A 19,171-nucleotide genomic window follows, 5' to 3' on the forward strand; every position below is an offset into this window, starting at 1 on the left:
GCTGTGAACGGGTCCTGGGTCCGATGTAGGGTTGTATCGATTCGATTACGATAAAGGTGCCTTCTTTCAATACCCATCTGCGTGGCCCGACTTCTGTCGGGTTTTTTTTGTCCAAATTGCGCTATTGCGCCTTGTTTTTTAAGGCGGTTCATTGGGAAGCGGCGGCGGTTGGGATCGTAAAGAAAAAAGAGGCGCCGCCACCCTCCCGATTTTCTACGCCGACCTGGCCGCCGTGACTTTCCACGATTGCTTTGACGATCGCCAGACCGAGACCGGCGCCCGGTGTTTTCCGGCTTCTTGACTTCTCTCCCCGGTAAAAGCGTTCCCATACTCGGCCCAGATCCGCTTCGGCCAGTCCTGGACCGGTGTCATTGACGGTAAAGCGGACCGATTCGGCCTGCGCCGCCAGTCCCAGTTGCACCGCTCCCCCGGCCGGCGTATGGCGCAGGGCGTTATCGACGAGGTTGATCAACGCCTGAGTCAACCGGTCGGGATCCGCATAAATCTCAGGCAGAGCCCGGTCACTTGGGTAGGGGGGACAAGTCAGCCGGATTTGCTGCTCTTCCGCTGTTCCAGCGAGGTTGCGGGCCACGCGGCAGAGCAGGGTCTCAGGAGTGACCGGTTCTCTCTTCAATTCAAAATACCCCGATTCCAATTGGGCCAACTGCAACATGTCCTGGACGAGCCGCTGCATGCGATCCGTTTCTTCCAGGATGATCTCGGCCATCTGGCGGCGATCCTCGGGCGTTTTCGCCATGTCGTCCCGCAACGCTTCTGCATAGCCCTGGATCAGAAACAGGGGGGTGCGCAGATCATGGGAGACGTTGGCCGCCAGGTCGCGCATGCTCTGCATCCCTTGGGCCAACTGATCGTTTCTCGCTTCCAACTGCCGCAGGCTGAGCGAGAGTTCACTGGACAGAGAATTCAGCGTCTCTCCCAGACGGCCGATCTCGTCGTCGCCTGCCACCGGCGCCAAGCGGTTGAATTCGCCCCGGCGCATCTGTTCCGCTACCGCATGGAGCGCCGTCAATGGTTGGGCGACTTTTTTGGAGATCAGATAGGCGACCAGTGTCGAAAGCAGCAAGGTCAAGGCGCCGGCGCCAAAGACCCAGGCGCGGACGTTGTCAATCGTATCGTTGATCGGTTGCAGCGCCCGGAAGGCGAAGATGACCTTGTCCACCTTGTCTTCCTTCCGGTGCGGAATGGCCACGGAAAGGGTAGCGATGCCGCCGGCGCTGTCCTTCGTCCTTTCCGCAGCGATGCCGGAGGTGTCGAGAAAGGTCTGCCGGATGACGATTTCGCCTCGCTGCAACCGTTCCTTATCCTGTGTCGTCAGTTCCACTTGACGCAGGAGAGGGTAGAGGGCGCCTGTTCGGGCGCCTTGACCGGATCCGGCGTCACTGCTCGTCGAAGGCGTCGCGTCGGATCCGTCGAGGGGGGGACAAAGATCCCTATCATCGTTGTTCCAAAACCGAGCGCCCCAACGAAAGCGAGGTCCCCCTTGGAGCCTTTGAGGGGGAGGCGATTCGGACGACGACAGGGACAACCAGGGGGGACCGCCATAGCCACTCAGCACATCGGTGACCTTTCCTTCTTTATTGCACACAAGGATGAGAGCCCCCGAATCGGCGGCGATAGCCATGGCGAGGCGTCTCGCTGCCGCCGGATCCTCTTCGGTAGCCACCAGATTGGTCTGAGTGACCAGTTCGTTTGTCTCCCACCGGACATAGTAGTCGGCGAAAAAAACGGAGAAGAGCCCGGCCACGACCAGCAACAGCGCCAGCGAAAAACCGGCCAGGGTGAGCCAAAACTTGCCGGCGATGCTTCGGGTGATTCTCATGGGCTGATCTCAAACTTATAGCCGCTGCCGCGAACGGTAATCACGTAGCCGGCAGCGGTCGGGGAGAGGCGCGACAGTTTTTCCCGCAGTCGGCGGACATGGGTGTCTACCGTTCGACTGTCACCGCCATATTCATACCCCCAGACCCGGTCGAGGAGCAAATCGCGGCTCATGACCCTGCCGGCGTGCTGGGCGAGGTAAAGCAACAGGTCATACTCCAGCGGCGACAGGGAGAGCGTTTCTCCCTGGATGACTGCTTTGCGCCCTTCGGGATAAAGGCTGAGTTCAGGGAAATGAAGTCCCTTTTCGAAGGCCTCTCCCTGGTTCATCCCGGAATTCGCCGTCGCGAGCGGCGCCCGGCGGCGCAGCAGAGCTTTTACGCGCAGCACGATCTCGCGGGGGCTGAAGGGCTTGACAACGTAGTCATCGGCGCCTAACTCAAAACCTAAAACCCGGTCGGCTTCCTCGCCCCGGGCGGTCAGAATCAGGATGGGTAATTCCGATATCTCTCGGATCTTGCGACAGGTGGTCCATCCGTCCAAACCGGGCATCATCAGATCCAGGATGACCAAATCGACCATCCGTTGCCGCAGAATGTCCAAAGCCGAAAGCCCTTCTTCCGCTTCAAGCACGTCAAAGGCTTCTTGTTCAAGGAAGAGGCGCAACATGCGGCGAATCTTTTCTTCATCCTCAACGATCAGAATCGTTGCCTCTGCAGGCATCGACGACACCTCCTCGGACTCATTTTACAAATATTCTCGCGGTAATGGGATGTTCTTGAACCGTTTCTTTTTCAGTATTATAATTTTTGACGAAAAAAAGAAAAAGGAGGGTTCAAATTGAGAAGAAGAAGTCTATTCAGCATCGTTCTTTCTTTCCTCTTTGCAGCGCTCCTGTGCGCTTCTTTTCCGCCCGGTGGACCCGCTTTGACAAGCGCCTGGGCAGCCGATTCGCCCTATGCCGGTGTCTTTAACTGGCCGGTCCCCCGCATCGCCAAAGCGGCCGGCCCGGCCATCGTTTCCATCAGCAACATGGGCGAGACCATCACAGAAAGGCTGGTAGAGCAATCAGCAGGATCCGGTGTGATCATCGACGCAGAAAACGGCTATATTGTCACCAACAACCATGTCGTCGAAGGGGCACAGGCCCTTCAGGTGGGGTTGGCTGACGGGCGTGTCATCAAGGGACGCCTCGTCGGGCGAGACGTGCGTTCCGACCTGGCTGTCGTCAAAATCGACGCCGATAACCTAACCGCCGTGCCGATGGGTGATTCGGATACCTTAGAGGTTGGAGAACTGGTGGTGGCCATCGGCAATCCCCTCGGCAAAGAGTTTGCTCGGACCGTTACCCACGGGATCGTGAGCGCCCTCGATCGAACGCTAGACGCCGATGATATCGGCTTGAAGGTGATCCAGACGGACGCGGCCATCAACCCTGGCAACTCCGGCGGCGGCCTCTTCAATGCCCGAGGCGAATTGATCGGGATCAACAGCGCCAAAATCGCCTTGGAGGGTGTCGAAGGGATGGGCTTTGCCATCCCGGTGAACGTAGCGAAGCCAATCGTGCAGCAGTTGATCACTCAGGGATATGTGGCCCGTCCCTGGCTCGGCGTCGAGGGTGTCTATATCTCGGAAGCCATCTCCGCCTATTATGATTTGCCGCAGGGCTTCTACATCCGGAAAGTAAGCCCCAATAGTCCCGCTGCCGCCGCTGGCCTCCGGCGTGGCGATGTCATTCAGTCTCTCGACGGCAACAGTTTTACCGGCGTAAGCGCCTTTTCCAACCTGATCGCCGCTCATGGCGTCGGCGACACGATTCAACTGAATGTTTCCCGTCAAGGGGAATCGATCACCGTGGCGGTTGTTCTGGCTCAACTGCCCAGATAGGATAGGGTCTGACTGTTACACCCGGGATAATGACGAGCGATCAATACATAGTAGACATAGAAGCTGCGACAAAAAGCGGAAGGGCATCCTTCCGCTTTTTCTTTGGAATCCCTTGAAAACATCCGTTGGTTCTGTGTTCCTCATTCCAACGGCGGCGAAGGGTGATGCTGCCTTGAGCGGGGCCGTTACGGTGAGCCTTTGATCCTAAGTATACCCCTGGAAAGTGACGGATCCATAACGTTCTTGTGACAATTCGGTTACAGTCCCGGCGCTTATACGAGTCGGGCGGTGCTCATCGTAAAGCATCGCCAGCAAGCCGTCCGGTGTGCCATTTGTGGAGGTAATGTTCATGGTTAGTCCAAATTGAAATAATTATCACAAACACATAAAATAATGGTAAGCCCCATTTTGAAGCGAGGTGGAGACAGATGATTGGCAAGCTTGTGGTGACACTGCTTTCTGGGGCGGCGGCCTACTCCTATGCGGAGAAAAAGTACAATGAAGTGACAGAACGCAAGATCATCGAAGGATTGCAGATGCTCCGGCCTGTCGTAACTGCCTTCCACGACAACGAGCGCAAACGCATGGGCGTTCAGTATTCTTCAACACGTTAGCCATTAACCGCACCGATACAGGGACCGGTGTCTTCGGACAGCCGGTCTTTTCTTTTTTGATCCGCTTTTCTACTTGCTTCGGCATTTTTCTTGCGGCGGTTCCGCGAGACGGGGCGATCATGGTATACTGAATGAAAAAGGAAGGTTTTGGAGGAGGGAGCCGCCATGCGCCTCGCCGAAGTTGATTTGAAAGCCCGCATCCCCGAGCGGGAGTATGAGGAACGGTTGCGCAAGCTGCAACTGGACCTCTTGAAGTACCAGTTTCGCATGATCGAGGAAAAAGTGCCCGTCCTCCTCGTCTTCGAGGGCTGGGACGCCGCCGGCAAGGGAGGCGTCATCCGCCGCATTACCGAACAGATGGATCCGCGAGCCTACCATGTCCACCCCGTTGGCGCTCCAAGCCCCGAGGAGATGCGCCATCACTACCTGCGCCGCTTCTGGCTCCGCCTGCCCAAAGCTGGCGAAATGGGAATTTTTGATCGCAGCTGGTATGGGCGGGTCATGGTCGAACGGGTGGAGAAACTCTGCCCGAAAGAGGCCTGGAAGCGCGCCTACACAGAGATCAACGAGTTTGAAAAGATGCTGGTCAGCGATGGGACGCTGCTGATCAAGTTTTTCCTGCACATATCGCCGGAGGAGCAACTACGCCGTTTTCGCGACCGCGAGACCAACCCCTACAAGCGCTGGAAGATCACCAAGGAGGACTGGCGCAACCGGGACAAGTGGAAGGAATATGAAGAAGCCATTCATGAGATGCTGGAAAAGACCCATACGGCGCTCGCGCCATGGCATCTGATCGCAGGGGAACAGAAGAAGTGGGCCCGCATCCGGACCATGGAGATTATCCTGGAACATTACAAGCGGGTCTTCCACCAGGGCAAGGAGTGTATCACGACAGGATGTCAAGCATCGTCATGACACAAGCGACGAGAAAAGAAGTGACCATCTACACCGATGGCGCCTGCCTCGGCAACCCGGGACCGGGCGGGTACGGCGTCGTGCTGATGTACGGGGAGCATCGGCGAGAACTGTCTGAGGGGTTTCGCGACACCACCAACAACCGCATGGAAATGCTAGCGGCCATCAAAGCCTTGGAAGTCCTGAAAGAGCCCTGCCAGGTCACCCTGTACAGCGATTCGCGCTATCTCGTCGACGCCGTCACCAAGAACTGGGCCCGTCGCTGGAAGGCGAATGGCTGGATGCGCAACAAAAAGGATCCTGCCTTGAATGTTGATCTCTGGGAACGCCTGCTCCACCTTCTGGAGCGCCACCAGGTGGAGTTCCGCTGGGTAAAAGGCCATGCCGGAAACCCCGAGAACGAGCGCTGTGACAAGTTGGCGACAGAAGCGGCTGCTCGCCCCGACCTGCCCCCCGATGTGCGCGCCCGATAATGAGGGGACCTTCCTGGGCAAACTGGTAGAAAAGCGAGTCCAGGAGCGTGAGCCTGATGCGACGTAAACTGTTATGGGTCGCCGGAGGCATCGGTTATCTGATGCTCCTCTACGGGGCGGTGAATTTTCTTCTCTGGTGGATGCTCGCCGACGTATAGAGAGCCGACTATAGAACAAGGCCCCACGGATCGAAAAAATCACCCGAATCGGGTGATTTTTTGTTTAACGATTTCTCAAGTGATAAGGCACCGATGCGACGATCGTATTCTTTTTCAGCAGCAATACCGTTCGTAGCAGGAAACCTGTTTGGTTATGCAACAGATAGTGCCACCAGGTATGGGCGACAAACTCAGGGATGATGACGGTAACAACCTCTCCCGGATTGAGGTTTTTTTCTAGATTGTCGATGTAGTTGACGAGGGGATCGATGAGCTCCCGGTAGGGCGATTCGATAACAACAAGTTCGAAATTGATTTGTTTCTCTTGAAGTTTTTTCTGCAACTTCTCTGCCGTTTCCGGACTGGAAGAGACGTGGACAATGGTGATGTCTGTATCTTCGTTTGACATTGATTTTGCGAATTCCAATGCATTGAGCGCCGGTTTGGAGAGGGATGATATGGGAATCAGAATGTGGTTCTTCACGACATAGTAAGGGGACTGATTCTGAGAAGACAACTCCTGGGCCATGTCGGTGTAATGCCTTTTGATTTTCTTGAATAGCAATACCAGCATCGGAATCGCCAGTAAGACCAGCCAAGCGCCGGCCATGAACTTGGTCGATGCGATGACGATGGTGACGACGCCTGTCACTGTGGCGCCGATGCCGTTGACAAGGGCATTCATCTTGTAGCCTTTTGGCTTCAACCGGTTCCACCGGACAACCATGCCTGTTTGGGCGATGGTGAAGGCGAGAAATACGCCGACTGCATACAAGGGGATCAGCGAGTGAACAGAGCCATGAAAAATCACGACCAGAGTGATCGCGCCTGCGCAAAGCAGTAAAATGCCGTTGTGGAAGACGAGACGATCTCCCCGCAGCGCGAAGACTCGAGGAATATACCCTTCTGACGCCAGTTTGGCCGCCATGATGGGGGCGCCGGCGAAGGCCGTATTGGCCGCTAAGATGAGAATGACAGCGGTGGCGGCTTGCAAGAAATAATACATGAAGGTCCTGCCGCCGAAGACCGTTTCGGCGATTTGTGACACCAGTGTCTCCCCATGTTGGGGCAATACATGAATCCAACCGGCCAGAACGCTGATCCCCCCGAAGAGGATCACCGAGAGACCGCCCAGGGATAACAACACCTTTATGGCATTGCTCTCTTTCGGTTCTTTGAAGGAAGGGACGCCGTCGGCAACCGCTTCCACGCCGGTGAGCGCCGTACACCCGCCGGCAAAGGCTTTTAGCAGGATCCATACAAAAACGAGGTTACCCAGGTCGGAAGCATGGCCTTGATAGGGGGTGGCCTGGGGCGCAAGGTCTCCCGAGAAATAGCGGTAAAAACCGGTAGCGATCAGCGCCAGCATGGAGAAGATAAAGAAATAGGGAGGATAGGCAAGCAAATTTGCTGATTCACTGATGCCCCGCAAGTTGATGATTGTCAATAAAACAATAAAAAAAACAGCTATCGCCACAGTATGAGGAAATAAGGAGGGGAAGGCTGACGTGATGGCCGCCGTTCCGGAAGATATGCTGACCGCGATCGTCAATACATAATCGATGACAAGAGAAGCCCCGATGATGCAACCGTAGGTAGGGCCGAGAAACTCTTTGGCTACGGAATAGGCGCCTCCGCCCTCTGGATATGTTCGGATCACATGGGTATAGGAGAGAATCACGGTAAATAAAAGTAAAACGATGCAAAAGGCGATGGGAGGTAAATAGTGGAAGGCTATCTGGCCGATGACAGCCAAAACGAGCAGGATTTCCTCCGTCGCGTAGGCGACCGAACTCAGCGCGTCCGACGCGAAAATCGCGAGGGCTTTGGGCTTGGTGATCGTCTCGTGAGTCAGTTGCCTGTTATGAAGCTTACTCCCTATCAGCAATCTACGAAGCAATTCGGTACCTCCCAGTTCAATTTTACGATATTATCCCCGAAGAAGCGGAAAAAAACCACGCATGACCACGAATAAAACCAGGGTGTTTGTCCCTGGCTTTATATTTAATCAGTATTATATTATACGTCAACATAAAATGAATACAAGTCGACAAAAAGTTGTGGAAATCTGTAATCGAATCACTGTGCGGATCTTCCTGTCATCGGGGCGGATTGGGGATAATGCCCGCTAAGACGAGGACGTAGAGGACAATCGTCAAGTAAAAGGCGCCTGCGGCGCCCATCTTCCAGGGCGTTTGGGAGCGGAAGCCGGGAATCAAGGTCAGTATGCTGCTTTTTTCCGGTTCATTTTGGGGACGGTTTTTTTTTCTGTTGGCCATGGGTGATCTCCTTCCTGCGGACGCCCGAAAAATGGAGCTGTCCGAATCGGTCTTTACCAAGAGAATATCATACCTCTGCCCCAATGGGATAGGGTGGACATTGCCTTGCCTTGAATAGAATAGAAATGAAAAACCTTTGCCGGGAAAAAGAGCCGCGAGGCGGCGGGGGAGTGGGGCGCTTGGAAAGGATGAGGAAGATCAAATCGGGAAACTTGCTGCCAGATCGGATGGACGATATCACCCTGCCGCTGGAGAATGCCCGCCGCCTGAAGCTGAATTGTCTCAATGTTCCCCTTCGGGTCGATGTGCCAGACCCGCAGTCAGCGGGAATGACCCTCCACCCGCAGGCCTTTGCTCAGGCCGCCGCCGCCATGCCGGAGATTCGCCGAGCCGGGCTGGCGGCCTTTCTGGAACCCTTCCCTTGGGTTCAGGCTGGCGGCTTGGCCGAAACTGCCTGGGATCCCGGCGATGTGAACGCCTGGTTTGAGGAATGGAGCCGGATCTGCCTCCAGGCCGCCTACTTTGCCCACCAGGAAGGGATCGACACGCTGGTCATCTCGGACGGAATCATTCATCTTGAACCGCACAGTCGCGAGTGGATCGCCTTGATAGAAGACATCCGCAAACTGTACCGGGGTCGCATCACCTATCGAACCCAGTGGTGGTACACCTCCTGGGCGAACCCGGTCTCCCTCTATGAGTACCGGCGCAAGCTGCAAAACCCGCTCTTCGACAAGGTGGACTTCATCTCCATTTCGGCCTACTTTGAGTTGACGAACCGGGAGCAGCCGCCTGAAAAGGAACTGGTCGATGCCTGGCGTCGCTCCACCCGTTACCTGCGACGGCAGCCCATTTTCGATCAGGTCAGAGACTTGCATGAACGGTGGCGAAAGCCGATCTTTTTTGGAGAGGTGGGTTATGTCGACCGGTCTGGCACGAACCGCATGCCCTGGAGCGCAGCGCCTTCGGAGCGAGAGAATCTGCAGGAGCAACGAGACTGCTTTGCCGCTTTTTTCCGGGTCTTTTGGCATCAACCCTGGTTCCTTGGCGCCTCTGTCTTTCAGATCCACATGCCAGAGTCGCGCTACTACCCCATGGATAGGCCTGCAGAGTCGATCATCGCCACTGCGCCGACAGAGGTTGCCAGCAACGCGCTATCGGCAGGTTTGCGCGATCTGTTGAACCGATTTTAAAAGGACCGGGGGTGAGGTGGGACGAAGGGATGGGATGCAACATAGGGTAGGTAATAACATGAACGAAGGGCCAAAGCAAGGCGAAACCCGGACGATTGCGATGTAGGGGAATCAGGGAGAGGAAGCGAGGGGATGGCCGATGCGATACAGGGCATTGGTCTTGTTTGTCGTGCTGATGGCGCTCCCCCTCGCGGCGACAGCCCTTGGTTTTGACCTGGGCGCCGCCGTTGATTGGATGCGCGCTCAAGGGCTATGGGCCTTTTGCTTTACCGTTCCGGCCCACATCCTCCTCAGCATATCGCCGCTGAGTTCCGATCCGGTGGCTTTGGTCAATGGTTTCATCTATGGAACGGCTCTCGGCGCAGTCGCCAACGGATTGGGCTCCATGGGAGGCGCTGTGGCCGGCTATTGGCTGATCCGCCGGAGCGCCGAAGAGATCTCCCTGCCGGAGCAATTCGCCAAGTTGCCCCGGTGGTTGCGCGAGTTTCCCGTCGCTTCACCGGTCTTTCTCATCGGTGTTCGACTGATCCCCCTGATCGGCGGGGATATTGTCAAATACGCTGCGGCCTTATACCGCGTGCCCTTTCGCCGTTTCCTCTGGACCCAAGCGGTAGGCATCACTCCCTGGGCGATCTTTTTGGCCGCCGTCGGCGCCGGTTTCTCCTTTTTGATCGGACAATAGCGATAAAGGTTTGCGCAAGGGACCGCAGGGATGATACCATAATAAGGACTTTGTCTATCATACATCATCCGGGAGTGGGAACCGTGAAAATTGCTATCGCCCAGTGCAATCCCGTCGTAGGAGACATTGAAGCCAACGTAGCCAAAGCCGTTGACGCCTGGTCCCGGGCCGCGCAAGCAGGGGCGTCCCTGATCGTCTTTTCGGAGCTCTACCTGACCGGCTACCCGCCGAAAGATCTGTTGGAAAAAAACTGGTTTATTGATCGGATTGAGGCGGCTCTGGACGATTTGGTCCGTCGTTCCCTCGATTATCCGGCGACAGCCATTCTCATCGGCGCGCCTTTACGGTGGGACAACCCTGCCGGCAAGGGCATGGCGAACGCCGCCCTGCTCATCGGCGGAGGAAAGGTGCTGCACCGGCAGGCCAAATCGCTCCTGCCGACCTATGACGTCTTTGATGAGGCCCGCTATTTCGATCCAGCGGCGGATGCCGCACCGGTTTCTTTTGGTGGCGAGATGCTCGGCATCTCCATCTGTGAAGACGCCTGGAACGACCCTGAGTTCTGGCCTCAACGCCGCCTCTATGACCGTGATCCGATCGAGGAATTGGCGCGAGGCGGCGCTACGGTGTTGATCAACATCTCGGCGTCTCCTTTTGAGATGGGCAAGGTGGAGACCCGGTACCGGTTGATTCGCAACCATGCCGTCCGATTCGGCCTTCCGTTCGTCTATGTCAATCAGGTGGGCGCTAATGATGAGTTGATCTTTGACGGCGGCAGCATGGCCCTGGACGGAAAAGGGGCATTGCTGTCCCAGTGTCCCGCCTTCCGAGAAGATTTCGCCATCGTCGATGTGAAACAGGCGCCCAACGAGGCAGGAACGCCGGCGGCCTTCGTTTCCCAAAACCGGGCGGCGTCGGTCCATGACGCCCTCGTTCTCGGCATTCGCGACTACCTGGGCAAGTGCGGTTTTTCCAAGGCCGTTGTCGGTCTTTCCGGTGGCATCGATTCGGCCGTCACCTGCTGTCTCGCCGCCGAGGCGCTGGGCGCCGAAAACGTCCTTGGGATCTCCATGCCGTCGCCGTACTCCTCTGTCGGCAGCGTGGAAGACTCGCGCCTGTTGGCGGCCAACCTGTGCGTTCCCTTCAAGGTCATCCCCATCGCCGACATCTACCACGCCTACCTCTTCAGTCTGGAGATGCATTTCGATGGCCGGAAGACCGATGTGACCGAAGAAAACCTGCAGGCCCGCATCCGCGGCAACACCCTCATGGCCTTCTCGAACAAGTTTGGGCACCTGCTCCTTTCGACAGGCAATAAGAGCGAGATGGCTACGGGCTACTGCACCCTTTACGGCGACATGAGCGGCGGTTTGAGTGTCCTTTCCGATGTGCCCAAGACGCTTGTTTACGAGCTGGCCGAATACATCAACCGGGAGGGAGAGGTCATACCCCGGGCGATCATTGAAAAAGCGCCTTCAGCGGAACTGCGTCCCGACCAGAAGGATCAGGACACATTGCCGCCCTATCCGGTGCTGGATGCGATTTTGCAGCTCTACATTGAGGAAGGGCAATCGGCGGAAGCGATCGTGGCGCGCGGCTTTGAGGCTGAGACGGTCCGCTGGGTGATCAAAACCGTCAACCGCAGTGAGCACAAGCGCCGTCAGGCAGCGCCCGGCTTGAAGGTGACCACAAAAGCCTTCGGTGTCGGTCGTCGCATGCCCGTAGCGGCTAGGTATTAAATGATAAAACCCGTCAGTTTCTCAGAAAACGGCGGGTTTTTTTATAGAATTTAACACTCTCTTGCAGGATATAGATTGCCAATACAGAAATAATCAGCATCAAAAAGCAAAGCTCATCCTTGGTTTATCGTTGAAGGGATTTTTTTAAAAAAAGGAGGTAGAGGCGTGAGGGAAAAAAGGCGATTGTTGTCAGTTGTGATACTGGTAGGTCTCTTGATATGCCTTGGCTTTTCCGGAACGGCATCAGCGATGACGGATGATCCTGAATTGCATGAATTGGACACGAGCGTAACAACGTTCAAAGTCGGCTTCGCCACCGAAAATAATTTTTTAAGCATCGTCCTTATTGAACCGCCGGTATCGAGCAGCCCTGTGCTCAACCCCGGTGAGAGCAAAGAATTCACTGTGTCCATTCCCGATGGGATCCTTTTCCCTCAGAATAACGGGGGTACGGTCCAAGTAAGTAATCGGCTTTTGTATTCACCTACCCCCTCTCAACACATACCGGAAATTTACAATGCGTCGCTAACGACCATAACCGATTCGGTCTATGAAAATCGTTGTTACGCTTCTCTTGATTTACAAACTGTCACAAGCGATGTCTACGGGTACATCGAGCGCACTGACCCTGTCAGTCTGGATGATAGGAGACTCAAGGCCTTTAAGGTGGAGATTCGCAACGATAAAAACGTGCCAGCACAGGTAAATCGGATCGAGCTCACATTTTCGAATATGGTAGCGCTAACCAACAACAGCGATATTTTTGCCAGCATAAATGCTGTCAACGATTGGTTTACCGGTGGGAAAGTCCTATTGGTAGACCGGCGCTCCTTCGTTCAGTCAACCAGCGTGACGGATGCGATTGACAACGATGACGTCATCAAATTTCCCGCAACCATGACGTACTCTCGAGTGGGATCGGCGGAACCGGTTCGGGCTGTCGCCAATCTGATCGGCGTCACATCCAACGGTGAAAAGATCCCCTTGTCCACCAGCGTGAAGGAGGTCACCGACTTTGGCGCTGATCAGGGCGGATGCGCAACCTTTGATGATTTGACTATCCCGACGGACCAGTTGTCCTGTTTTGACTACTTTTTCGTGCGAACTTTTCTTTGGGATCATGAAGACACCATGCATTCCAAGGCGAGGAAGGCGGTAAAAAAATACAATCCTGTGATGACGTCACCACCGCCTCCGCCACTACCGCCACACGACCCCTGAATGCCCTAGCCAAGGCGCCTGGGTGTGATGTCGCATAATGGAAAAAACACGAAGGAGGACCCAAATGAATCCATTTCATCGTTGGTCACTAAAACGTTGGTTGATTGCCCCCGTAACGCTGGCGATCACCTTATCGACGACATTGAACCCCTTGACGGCCTTAGCGGCCGACGGGGGGAAATCTTTCACGCCCCAGCCCACTACGCCGCCAGCCTTATTCAGCGATGTCTCGGGCGGTGATCCCGGGTATGTCTTCATCAATTACTCGGTCAAACGGGGAATGCTTGCCGGTTACCCCGATGGTTCCTTCCATCCCGATGAGGGATTGACGCGGGCGCAAGCAGCCTTCCTGATGGCCAAGCGAATGAACCTGCCCCTTGACGGCGCGGGACAATCTCCCTTTCCTGATGTGCCTTCCGACCACTGGGCCCAGTCTGCCATCGCCGCATCCAGCAAGGCCGGCGTGCTGCGGGGGTTTGAGGACGGGACCTTCCGTCCTGACGAACCTTTGACACGGATTCAATCGGTCGTCCTGCTTCTCCGGCTGGAGAAGTCTGCCTTGCCCGCGGTGAAGCGGAGCTTTACCGATATTCCGGAAGACTACTGGGCGAAAGATCAGGCGGCTGTTGCGGCGGAAGCCGGCCTTGTGGACCTGCCGAAGGAGAGCAATGCCTTCTCGCCGGACCGCACCTTTAACCGGCGGGAATTGGCGCGCGCCTTATCGATGCTCTACACCCTAGCGCCCTCGCTGCGTTCGACAGATCTCCCGATCAAACTGGTTGCCAAGGACGGAACGACGACCGTGACCACCGGTTCAGCGTCTACACAAGTCAAAGGGGAGCGGGCGGTTACGCCTGGAGACAGCATCTACGTAGAATCGGGAACGGCGGAATTGCTCTTTGACGATGGCACCGGTATGTTGCTAAAAAAAGGCACCCGCATGACTGTGAAGGAGGCCAAGGGTCGCGCCTACATAAAAAACCAGGGTTTGCCTGGTGTCTCCGTTGATTGGCTGCATGTCAATATGTCCGATGGGGAAGCGGTTGGCGTATTGGCGACGAATCGCATTTTGCGTAAAACCACCTCCGCCGGGATCAACACTATGTTTGGCCAGACCAGCCCCCTGCTGGCTGCCGCTTCTGATGCCGTTTTGAGCGAAGCCCTGTCTAAGCTGCGTCTCGCCGAAGAAGATCAAGGCGCCAAGGACGATGAATGGTGGAAGGTCGCTGCGGAAGAAAAAACGCACATCCAGATGGATATGGCCTGGGGGGTTGCCGCCGTTCAGGGAACTCGCTTTGCCGCCCGCGGCAACAGCGGAGGGACGGGCTCCTTCAGCGTGATCGACGGCCGGGGGAGCATCGCTGCCGCAGGACAGTCCTTTGCTGTCCCCCCCGGTCTGGAAACAACAGTCGCCGCGCCCGGTCAGCCGCCGGCGCCCCCGGCGCCCTTATCGCCGGCTGCCATTGCGAGCTTTGTGGCGGCTCAATCCTTCTTGACGCAACAAGCGGCCGCCGCCGTGCAGAATCAACCGGCGCCGGTCGCCGTGCCGCCGGCGCTGCAAGCCCAGCTTGCCCCGACGATTGCGCCGACACCGGTTCCGCCGGCAGTTCCACCGGCGATCCAGTCGCTCTACCGGTCCATCAACCAGGTTGAGGTAAGTGCCGCAGCCAGTGTTTCCAGCAACACGCCGGCAACGAACGCGCCGGCGGCTCCGGCGGCGACAACGACGACAACGCCGTCACATTCGTCCGGTGGCGGTTCAAGCAACCGGTACATCACCGATTTGACGGCTGTGGGGGAAGATGGGAAGGTTCGCTTGACCTTCACCGCCCCGGCCGGCGCTACGACAGTTTTGGTCCAGCAGTCGACGGACGGCGGGGCGACCTGGTCTCCGGCCGCTGTTACGGAAACCCTGTCAGCGTCTTCCACGAGCGCTTCGGTGATCGGGGTGACAAACGGCCAGTCATACAAGTTCCAACTCATCGTAACCGGAGGGACCTACGCGGGGACATCGAACATGGCAATGGCTACGCCCCAGGTAACGCAGGGAGTCACCTATAACATAACGACTTCTGCTGCGCAAAACCCCGTCACGATTCAAGGCCTGTTGAAAAACAGCGGCGATGTCCAACCGAATGTCGATGTCACCCTTCGTGTGACCAAAATCGCTGACGGAGCAGTGCAGAACGTGCTCTTCGATCAGACGGTCACCGACAACCAAGGTAGCTTTGCCTTCATAGAGTACCTGCCGATCGGCAAAAGCCCGATTGAATACACCATCTATGTGGGCGGATTGGGCACACCGCAGTCGGTGAAGATCACGATGCCCACCGGTGATTGACACAAGACGCTTACGACCTTGATAAGCCTGTCGAAAAAAGAGCCTGGATCGCCGATGATCCAGGCTCTTTTGCGCAGTACAAGGGCTCTTTTGAAGCTATGCTTTCCTCCGCGCGCCGGAAAGGTCCCTTTGGGTTGCATCGAAAGGGAAGATCGGTCAGAATAAAAGCAAGACGCCAGTACATAACAAACCGGTTAAGGGGGCCTCTATGGACCATACCTGGATTCGTCATGCCCGAGAGGAAAAGGGGTTGTCCCTACAAGAAGTCTCTCGGCTCTCCGGTGTTTCCGTGTCTTATCTGAGTGAGATCGAACGAGGGGCCAAACAGCCGGCGAACCGGATCATCGAAAAAATCTCTGCCGCCTTAGGGCTCAAACGGGAAGAGGGGAACCCTGAAGGGGGAGAGATCGGTCTTGGCCAAAAGCTGCGGTTGCTCCGGGAGGAGCGGGGACTTTCACGGCAGGCGCTTGCTCAGTCAGCAGGCATCTCCGAGGAAACGTTGCAGGAGATCGAAGAGGAGGGGAGCCGCCCCGGCGTTGACACCCTGCGCACGCTGGCCGATCTGCTGAACATATCAATCCCCCAGTTGATGGGATCGCTGACCGCCATCGCCAGTCGCTTGCGCAGCCTTCGAGAACAACTGGGCTTGACCCAGGCGGAGGTGGCCGAACGGGCTGGCGTATCGCCCGGTCTGATCGGCCAAATCGAGCAGGGGAAGGTGCAGCCGTCGCTGCGCACGATCGAACGGGTCGCGGAAGCCGTTGGCGTGACCCCCTGTTACTTTTTGGTGCCCCAGCCCTCTTTAGAGAACCTGTTGCCGGTGTTAGGCGATGACCTGATCCGGCTGTTGGCAGAACCCCCTATCCAACAGACACTGCGCATGATCTACGATTTGAATGAAGCGGAGCTTCGCTTTCTCTTTGGCGTTGTCCGGTTGATCAAGCAAACAGGATTGGTCGGCAGCCGGCGTTTGCTCAACGAGGAAGCCTACCTCCAATCCATGGAAGAGGGGATCGAACCATGAAAACAAGCGCTCTGGGTCGGCTTGGCTGGCCCGTATCTTTCATCGGACTCGGCGGCATCGCCATCCAGAGGTTGGACGACGAGGCTGCCGCCGCCGTCGTCGTCGCCGCCTTGGCGACAGGTGTCAACTTCATCGACTCCGCTCGCGGCTATACGGACAGTGAGGCGAAGATCGGCAAGGGGATCCGAGGCATCGAGAGGGAACGCTTTTTCCTTGCCACAAAAAGCATGGAGCGAACGGCCGAAGGGTTGCTGGCCGATATCGCCAAGAGCCGAGCCAACCTGGGTGTGGACATGATTGACCTTTACCAATTGCACAATGTCAAGGACGACGCCTCCCTGGATCAGGTCCTGGCGCTGGGCGGCGCGCTGGAAGGCGCCGAGGAGGCTCGCCGGCGCGGTTGGATCCGGGCGGTCGGTATCACCGGCCATGTGACGTCCGTTCTGGAAAAAGCCATCGCCACCGGCCATTTCGCTACCTGTCAGTTTCCCTACAATGTGATTGAAACCCGGGTGGAGGAACGACTGTTGCCTGCTTGTGTCGAACAGGATCTGGGCATCATCGTCATGAAGCCCCTAGCCGGCGGCGCATTGGGGCCCGATTGGGCGGAACAGTCGCTGCGCTTCTTCCTTGACAAGCCTGTATCGGTTGTCATCCCCGGCATGGACTCCCTTGAACAGGTGGTCGCCAATTGTCGCGTCGGACAAGCAGGTCATCCGCTGACGGCGGAAGAGACGGCACAGGTGCAGGAGGCGTTGCGCTCCCTGGGCGAACGCTTCTGCCGGCGCTGCGAGTACTGCATGCCCTGTCCCCATGGCGTCAACATCCCCGTCACCTTTCTCCTTCACGGCTATTGGACCCGCTATAACCTGCAGGACTGGGCGCAGGAACGGTACGGCGCCATGGCCGTCAAAGCCGACGCTTGCCGGGAGTGCCGTGTCTGCGAAGCGCGCTGCCCCTATGACCTGCCCATCCGGGAGATGCTCAAAGAGGCCCACGCCAATTTGGACGATCCTGGCTTAAAGAAGGAAAATTAGGGTAGACTGGCGAATGGATTGCACTAGAGATGACGAGATCTGTTGCGGTGACATCACCGTGACAACATCGCCGTCGAGGAAGGATCAAGAGAAAGGTGGTATCCTCTGATGTTCAAGTGTGGCGTCTGCGGCTATATCCATGAAGGAGAGGCGGCGCCGGACCAGTGCCCAAAATGCGGGGCGGCGAAAGAAAAGTTTACGGCCCTGTCAGAAGAGGCAGCCAACCTGATCGAGCGCTCCCGGATCACCAATGACATCCATGTCCAACTGTTGAGTTTGCTGGAAAACATCCAGTTTCTGGCCGAGGAAGGCCGTGAGGAAGACCTCGATCCCGGATGCAATAAGCTCTTTGATCGGCTCCGCCAATCTGCTGTGGAGTACCGCCAGTCGATCAAGGCCGAACTGCAGGGCCACATGAACAAGGGCAAGTGGGGTTAAAAAGCGAAAAAACCAAAAGCGAGAAAGTCGAACGATTCCCCAAGGGACGATGCTGAGTCTTTGACTGAACGCATTTCGCCCCTTATGGAGAACCTTCCTGACGCCGATTCCAGAAAACGGATTGGCGTGCGGGAAGGTTTTCTTTTTATACATAACCTGATTCCTTCGAGGGAAGCTAGAAGATGAGGTGAGGCATTTCGATGAGCAACAAAAAACAGAATGACGACCTGCGCACCCATCGCCAGATCGATCGTTTGAGATGGGAGACGGCCAAGGAGATGGGCGCCAATGAGCCCCTTGACAACAATGTGGAGATCGGCATGGCCCGAGACGGCCTCGAAACCTATGTGCGCCAGCAGATGGTGGAAACAGCCGAGCGCGCCCTGGCAGAGGAAGGAGAGCGCAAAGGGGCGCTCAATGAAAAGGACAAAAAGGAGTAGGCCCTTACCAGCATAGGCCGGGTGGGTGCAGGGAAATGCTACTGCTAGCATCATTGAGGAGGGAATGGCTGATGGTGGATATCGAAGGTTTCCGCGAACGCTTGGCCCAGCGCATTGAAGAGGGAAAACAGCACGGGATCTCCGATGAGGTCATGCGTGAGGGCATTGTCAATCTGGGCGACATTGCCGTTCATTTTTTCAAAGCCGACAAGCCGGAAGAGAAGCTGATGAAGGCGCTATGGGAAGTGAGCACAGAAGACGAAAAAAAAGTGCTGGCCAACATCCTGCTCCGGTACGGGAAACAGGCCCTGCACTGATCCCCGGAGGTTTTCTGCCTGGCGATATTCTGCCTGATTAAGGTCGAGCACCAGGCGGTTTAGCGAAAAAGCTCCGGTAATAAGACAAAGCCATGAGCCCAAAAGATAAGCCGTCGTAGGGGGAATCCCTTCTGACGGCTTATCTGTCATGATTCGCTCATTTTACAAAGGCATGCACGCCGACACCTCTTAGTGAAGGTGAGGTGTTTTTTTTGTGCCGCAGGCGGGACAACTGCACCCTTTTCCCATGTCGGCAGCAGATGAACCAGCGCTGTTATTAGAGCCATCCTTGTGTCCGACTTCCGCCTGTGCCGCCGGATCGGCGTCGACAATCTCCACCCGATCGAGGGTGTCCTTGACACGCGCCTTGATCGCCTCTACATATTCGCGGCGCACACGAACCTGCTCCGCCTTTTCTTCCTCCGTAAGCCCCTCCGCCGTCCGGCTCTTGCGCGACAGATAGTTGATTCGATCGATGAGATCCTTGGTGATAGACACTGGACATCCTCCTTCATTGAAACAACCGTAGCATGGGAGAGAGCGCTAGAATTTGCCTCTCTATCTTAGCATG

At 56.4% G+C, this 19,171-nt stretch carries 19 protein-coding genes; 14 read left to right on the forward strand and 5 right to left on the reverse strand.

The annotated features are described in order from the left end of the window. Positions 1–148: 148 nt before the first annotated feature. Positions 149–1,840, reverse strand: a complete 1,692-nt coding sequence (locus tag GTO89_RS03935; RefSeq protein ID WP_161260776.1) for a sensor histidine kinase — start codon at positions 1,838–1,840, stop codon at positions 149–151. Beyond that, a complete protein-coding gene (locus GTO89_RS03940; RefSeq protein WP_161260777.1) occupies positions 1,837–2,562 on the reverse strand; it encodes a response regulator transcription factor in 726 nt (241 codons plus the stop codon). Before GTO89_RS03940 ends, GTO89_RS03935 begins: the two co-directional genes overlap by 4 nt. Before the next feature lie 117 nt (positions 2,563–2,679). On the opposite strand from GTO89_RS03940, the gene GTO89_RS03945 reads away from it, so the two are divergent. The 4 genes from GTO89_RS03945 to rnhA all read left to right on the forward strand — a co-directional run bounded on the left by GTO89_RS03945 (position 2,680) and on the right by rnhA (position 5,731). Then, positions 2,680–3,726: a S1C family serine protease gene (locus tag GTO89_RS03945; protein WP_161260778.1), complete on the forward strand. Its 1,047-nt coding sequence runs from the start codon at positions 2,680–2,682 to the stop codon at positions 3,724–3,726. A gap of 428 nt (positions 3,727–4,154) precedes the next feature. After that, the gene (locus GTO89_RS03950) at positions 4,155–4,340 is read left to right on the forward strand and encodes a hypothetical protein (protein WP_161260779.1); all 186 of its coding nucleotides are present in this window, start codon (positions 4,155–4,157) and stop codon (positions 4,338–4,340) included. A 165-nt stretch (positions 4,341–4,505) separates the two neighbouring features. Further along, the gene (locus tag GTO89_RS03955) at positions 4,506–5,258 is read left to right on the forward strand and encodes a polyphosphate kinase 2 family protein (protein ID WP_235920226.1); all 753 of its coding nucleotides are present in this window, start codon (positions 4,506–4,508) and stop codon (positions 5,256–5,258) included. Next, complete coding sequence (gene rnhA, locus GTO89_RS03960; protein ID WP_235920227.1) at positions 5,240–5,731, forward strand: ribonuclease HI; 492 nt, start codon at positions 5,240–5,242, stop codon at positions 5,729–5,731. The genes GTO89_RS03955 and rnhA overlap by 19 nt, the downstream gene beginning before the upstream one ends. 222 nt (positions 5,732–5,953) lie before the next feature. Here the strand turns inward: rnhA and GTO89_RS03965 are convergent, their stop codons facing one another. Continuing rightward, on the reverse strand, positions 5,954–7,789 hold the full coding sequence (locus GTO89_RS03965; RefSeq protein ID WP_161260781.1) for an APC family permease: 1,836 nt from the start codon (positions 7,787–7,789) through the stop codon (positions 5,954–5,956). A 199-nt stretch (positions 7,790–7,988) separates the two neighbouring features. Further along, positions 7,989–8,168: a hypothetical protein gene (locus GTO89_RS03970; RefSeq protein ID WP_161260782.1), complete on the reverse strand. Its 180-nt coding sequence runs from the start codon at positions 8,166–8,168 to the stop codon at positions 7,989–7,991. Between the two features lie 188 nt (positions 8,169–8,356). On the opposite strand from GTO89_RS03970, the gene GTO89_RS03975 reads away from it, so the two are divergent. The 10 genes from GTO89_RS03975 (at position 8,357) to GTO89_RS04020 (ending at position 18,600) form a co-directional block, all read left to right on the forward strand. Beyond that, a complete protein-coding gene (locus tag GTO89_RS03975; RefSeq protein WP_407929485.1) occupies positions 8,357–9,361 on the forward strand; it encodes a glycoside hydrolase family 113 in 1,005 nt (334 codons plus the stop codon). A 139-nt stretch (positions 9,362–9,500) separates the two neighbouring features. Then, complete coding sequence (locus GTO89_RS03980; RefSeq protein ID WP_161260784.1) at positions 9,501–10,043, forward strand: TVP38/TMEM64 family protein; 543 nt, start codon at positions 9,501–9,503, stop codon at positions 10,041–10,043. 83 nt (positions 10,044–10,126) lie between these two features. Beyond that, positions 10,127–11,782: an NAD+ synthase gene (locus GTO89_RS03985; protein ID WP_161260785.1), complete on the forward strand. Its 1,656-nt coding sequence runs from the start codon at positions 10,127–10,129 to the stop codon at positions 11,780–11,782. A gap of 165 nt (positions 11,783–11,947) precedes the next feature. Then, the gene (locus GTO89_RS03990; RefSeq protein ID WP_161260786.1) at positions 11,948–13,003 is read left to right on the forward strand and encodes a hypothetical protein; all 1,056 of its coding nucleotides are present in this window, start codon (positions 11,948–11,950) and stop codon (positions 13,001–13,003) included. Positions 13,004–13,067: 64 nt separating this feature from the next. Then, positions 13,068–15,344 (forward strand): S-layer homology domain-containing protein, encoded by a 2,277-nt coding sequence (locus tag GTO89_RS03995; RefSeq protein ID WP_161260787.1) that lies wholly within the window; start codon positions 13,068–13,070, stop codon positions 15,342–15,344. A gap of 208 nt (positions 15,345–15,552) precedes the next feature. Then, positions 15,553–16,368, forward strand: a complete 816-nt coding sequence (locus GTO89_RS04000; protein ID WP_161260788.1) for a helix-turn-helix transcriptional regulator — start codon at positions 15,553–15,555, stop codon at positions 16,366–16,368. Beyond that, positions 16,365–17,405: an aldo/keto reductase gene (locus GTO89_RS04005; RefSeq protein WP_161260789.1), complete on the forward strand. Its 1,041-nt coding sequence runs from the start codon at positions 16,365–16,367 to the stop codon at positions 17,403–17,405. The genes GTO89_RS04000 and GTO89_RS04005 overlap by 4 nt, the downstream gene beginning before the upstream one ends. 108 nt (positions 17,406–17,513) lie before the next feature. Next, positions 17,514–17,843: a rubredoxin-like domain-containing protein gene (locus GTO89_RS04010; RefSeq protein WP_204758207.1), complete on the forward strand. Its 330-nt coding sequence runs from the start codon at positions 17,514–17,516 to the stop codon at positions 17,841–17,843. 200 nt (positions 17,844–18,043) lie between these two features. Next, positions 18,044–18,283: a small acid-soluble spore protein gene (locus GTO89_RS04015; RefSeq protein ID WP_161260790.1), complete on the forward strand. Its 240-nt coding sequence runs from the start codon at positions 18,044–18,046 to the stop codon at positions 18,281–18,283. A 71-nt stretch (positions 18,284–18,354) separates the two neighbouring features. Further along, positions 18,355–18,600: a DUF3243 family protein gene (locus GTO89_RS04020; protein WP_161260791.1), complete on the forward strand. Its 246-nt coding sequence runs from the start codon at positions 18,355–18,357 to the stop codon at positions 18,598–18,600. Between the two features lie 189 nt (positions 18,601–18,789). On the opposite strand, the gene GTO89_RS04025 is transcribed toward GTO89_RS04020, so the two are convergent. Continuing rightward, positions 18,790–19,092 (reverse strand): DUF896 domain-containing protein, encoded by a 303-nt coding sequence (locus tag GTO89_RS04025; protein ID WP_161261011.1) that lies wholly within the window; start codon positions 19,090–19,092, stop codon positions 18,790–18,792. Positions 19,093–19,171: the final 79 nt, after the last annotated feature.

The sequence above is a fragment of the Heliomicrobium gestii genome (assembly GCF_009877435.1).
GTDB lineage: Bacteria > Bacillota > Desulfitobacteriia > Heliobacteriales > Heliobacteriaceae > Heliomicrobium > Heliomicrobium gestii.

Excerpts from the sequence above, each read along its gene's own strand:
- GTO89_RS04015 (WP_161260790.1), top strand. The coding sequence starts at position 18,044 with ATGAGCAACAAAAAACAGAATGACGACCTGCGCACCCATCGCCAGATC.
- GTO89_RS04005 (WP_161260789.1), top strand. The coding sequence starts at position 16,365 with ATGAAAACAAGCGCTCTGGGTCGGCTTGGCTGGCCCGTATCTTTCATC.
- GTO89_RS03935 (WP_161260776.1), bottom strand. The coding sequence starts at position 1,840 with ATGAGAATCACCCGAAGCATCGCCGGCAAGTTTTGGCTCACCCTGGCC.
- GTO89_RS03940 (WP_161260777.1), bottom strand. The coding sequence starts at position 2,562 with ATGCCTGCAGAGGCAACGATTCTGATCGTTGAGGATGAAGAAAAGATT.
- GTO89_RS04020 (WP_161260791.1), top strand. The coding sequence starts at position 18,355 with ATGGTGGATATCGAAGGTTTCCGCGAACGCTTGGCCCAGCGCATTGAA.
- GTO89_RS03955 (WP_235920226.1), top strand. The coding sequence starts at position 4,506 with ATGCGCCTCGCCGAAGTTGATTTGAAAGCCCGCATCCCCGAGCGGGAG.
- GTO89_RS03950 (WP_161260779.1), top strand. The coding sequence starts at position 4,155 with ATGATTGGCAAGCTTGTGGTGACACTGCTTTCTGGGGCGGCGGCCTAC.
- GTO89_RS03970 (WP_161260782.1), bottom strand. The coding sequence starts at position 8,168 with ATGGCCAACAGAAAAAAAAACCGTCCCCAAAATGAACCGGAAAAAAGC.
- GTO89_RS03995 (WP_161260787.1), top strand. The coding sequence starts at position 13,068 with ATGAATCCATTTCATCGTTGGTCACTAAAACGTTGGTTGATTGCCCCC.
- GTO89_RS03980 (WP_161260784.1), top strand. The coding sequence starts at position 9,501 with ATGCGATACAGGGCATTGGTCTTGTTTGTCGTGCTGATGGCGCTCCCC.
- rnhA (WP_235920227.1), top strand. The coding sequence starts at position 5,240 with ATGTCAAGCATCGTCATGACACAAGCGACGAGAAAAGAAGTGACCATC.
- GTO89_RS03975 (WP_407929485.1), top strand. The coding sequence starts at position 8,357 with ATGAGGAAGATCAAATCGGGAAACTTGCTGCCAGATCGGATGGACGAT.
- GTO89_RS04010 (WP_204758207.1), top strand. The coding sequence starts at position 17,514 with ATGTTCAAGTGTGGCGTCTGCGGCTATATCCATGAAGGAGAGGCGGCG.
- GTO89_RS04000 (WP_161260788.1), top strand. The coding sequence starts at position 15,553 with ATGGACCATACCTGGATTCGTCATGCCCGAGAGGAAAAGGGGTTGTCC.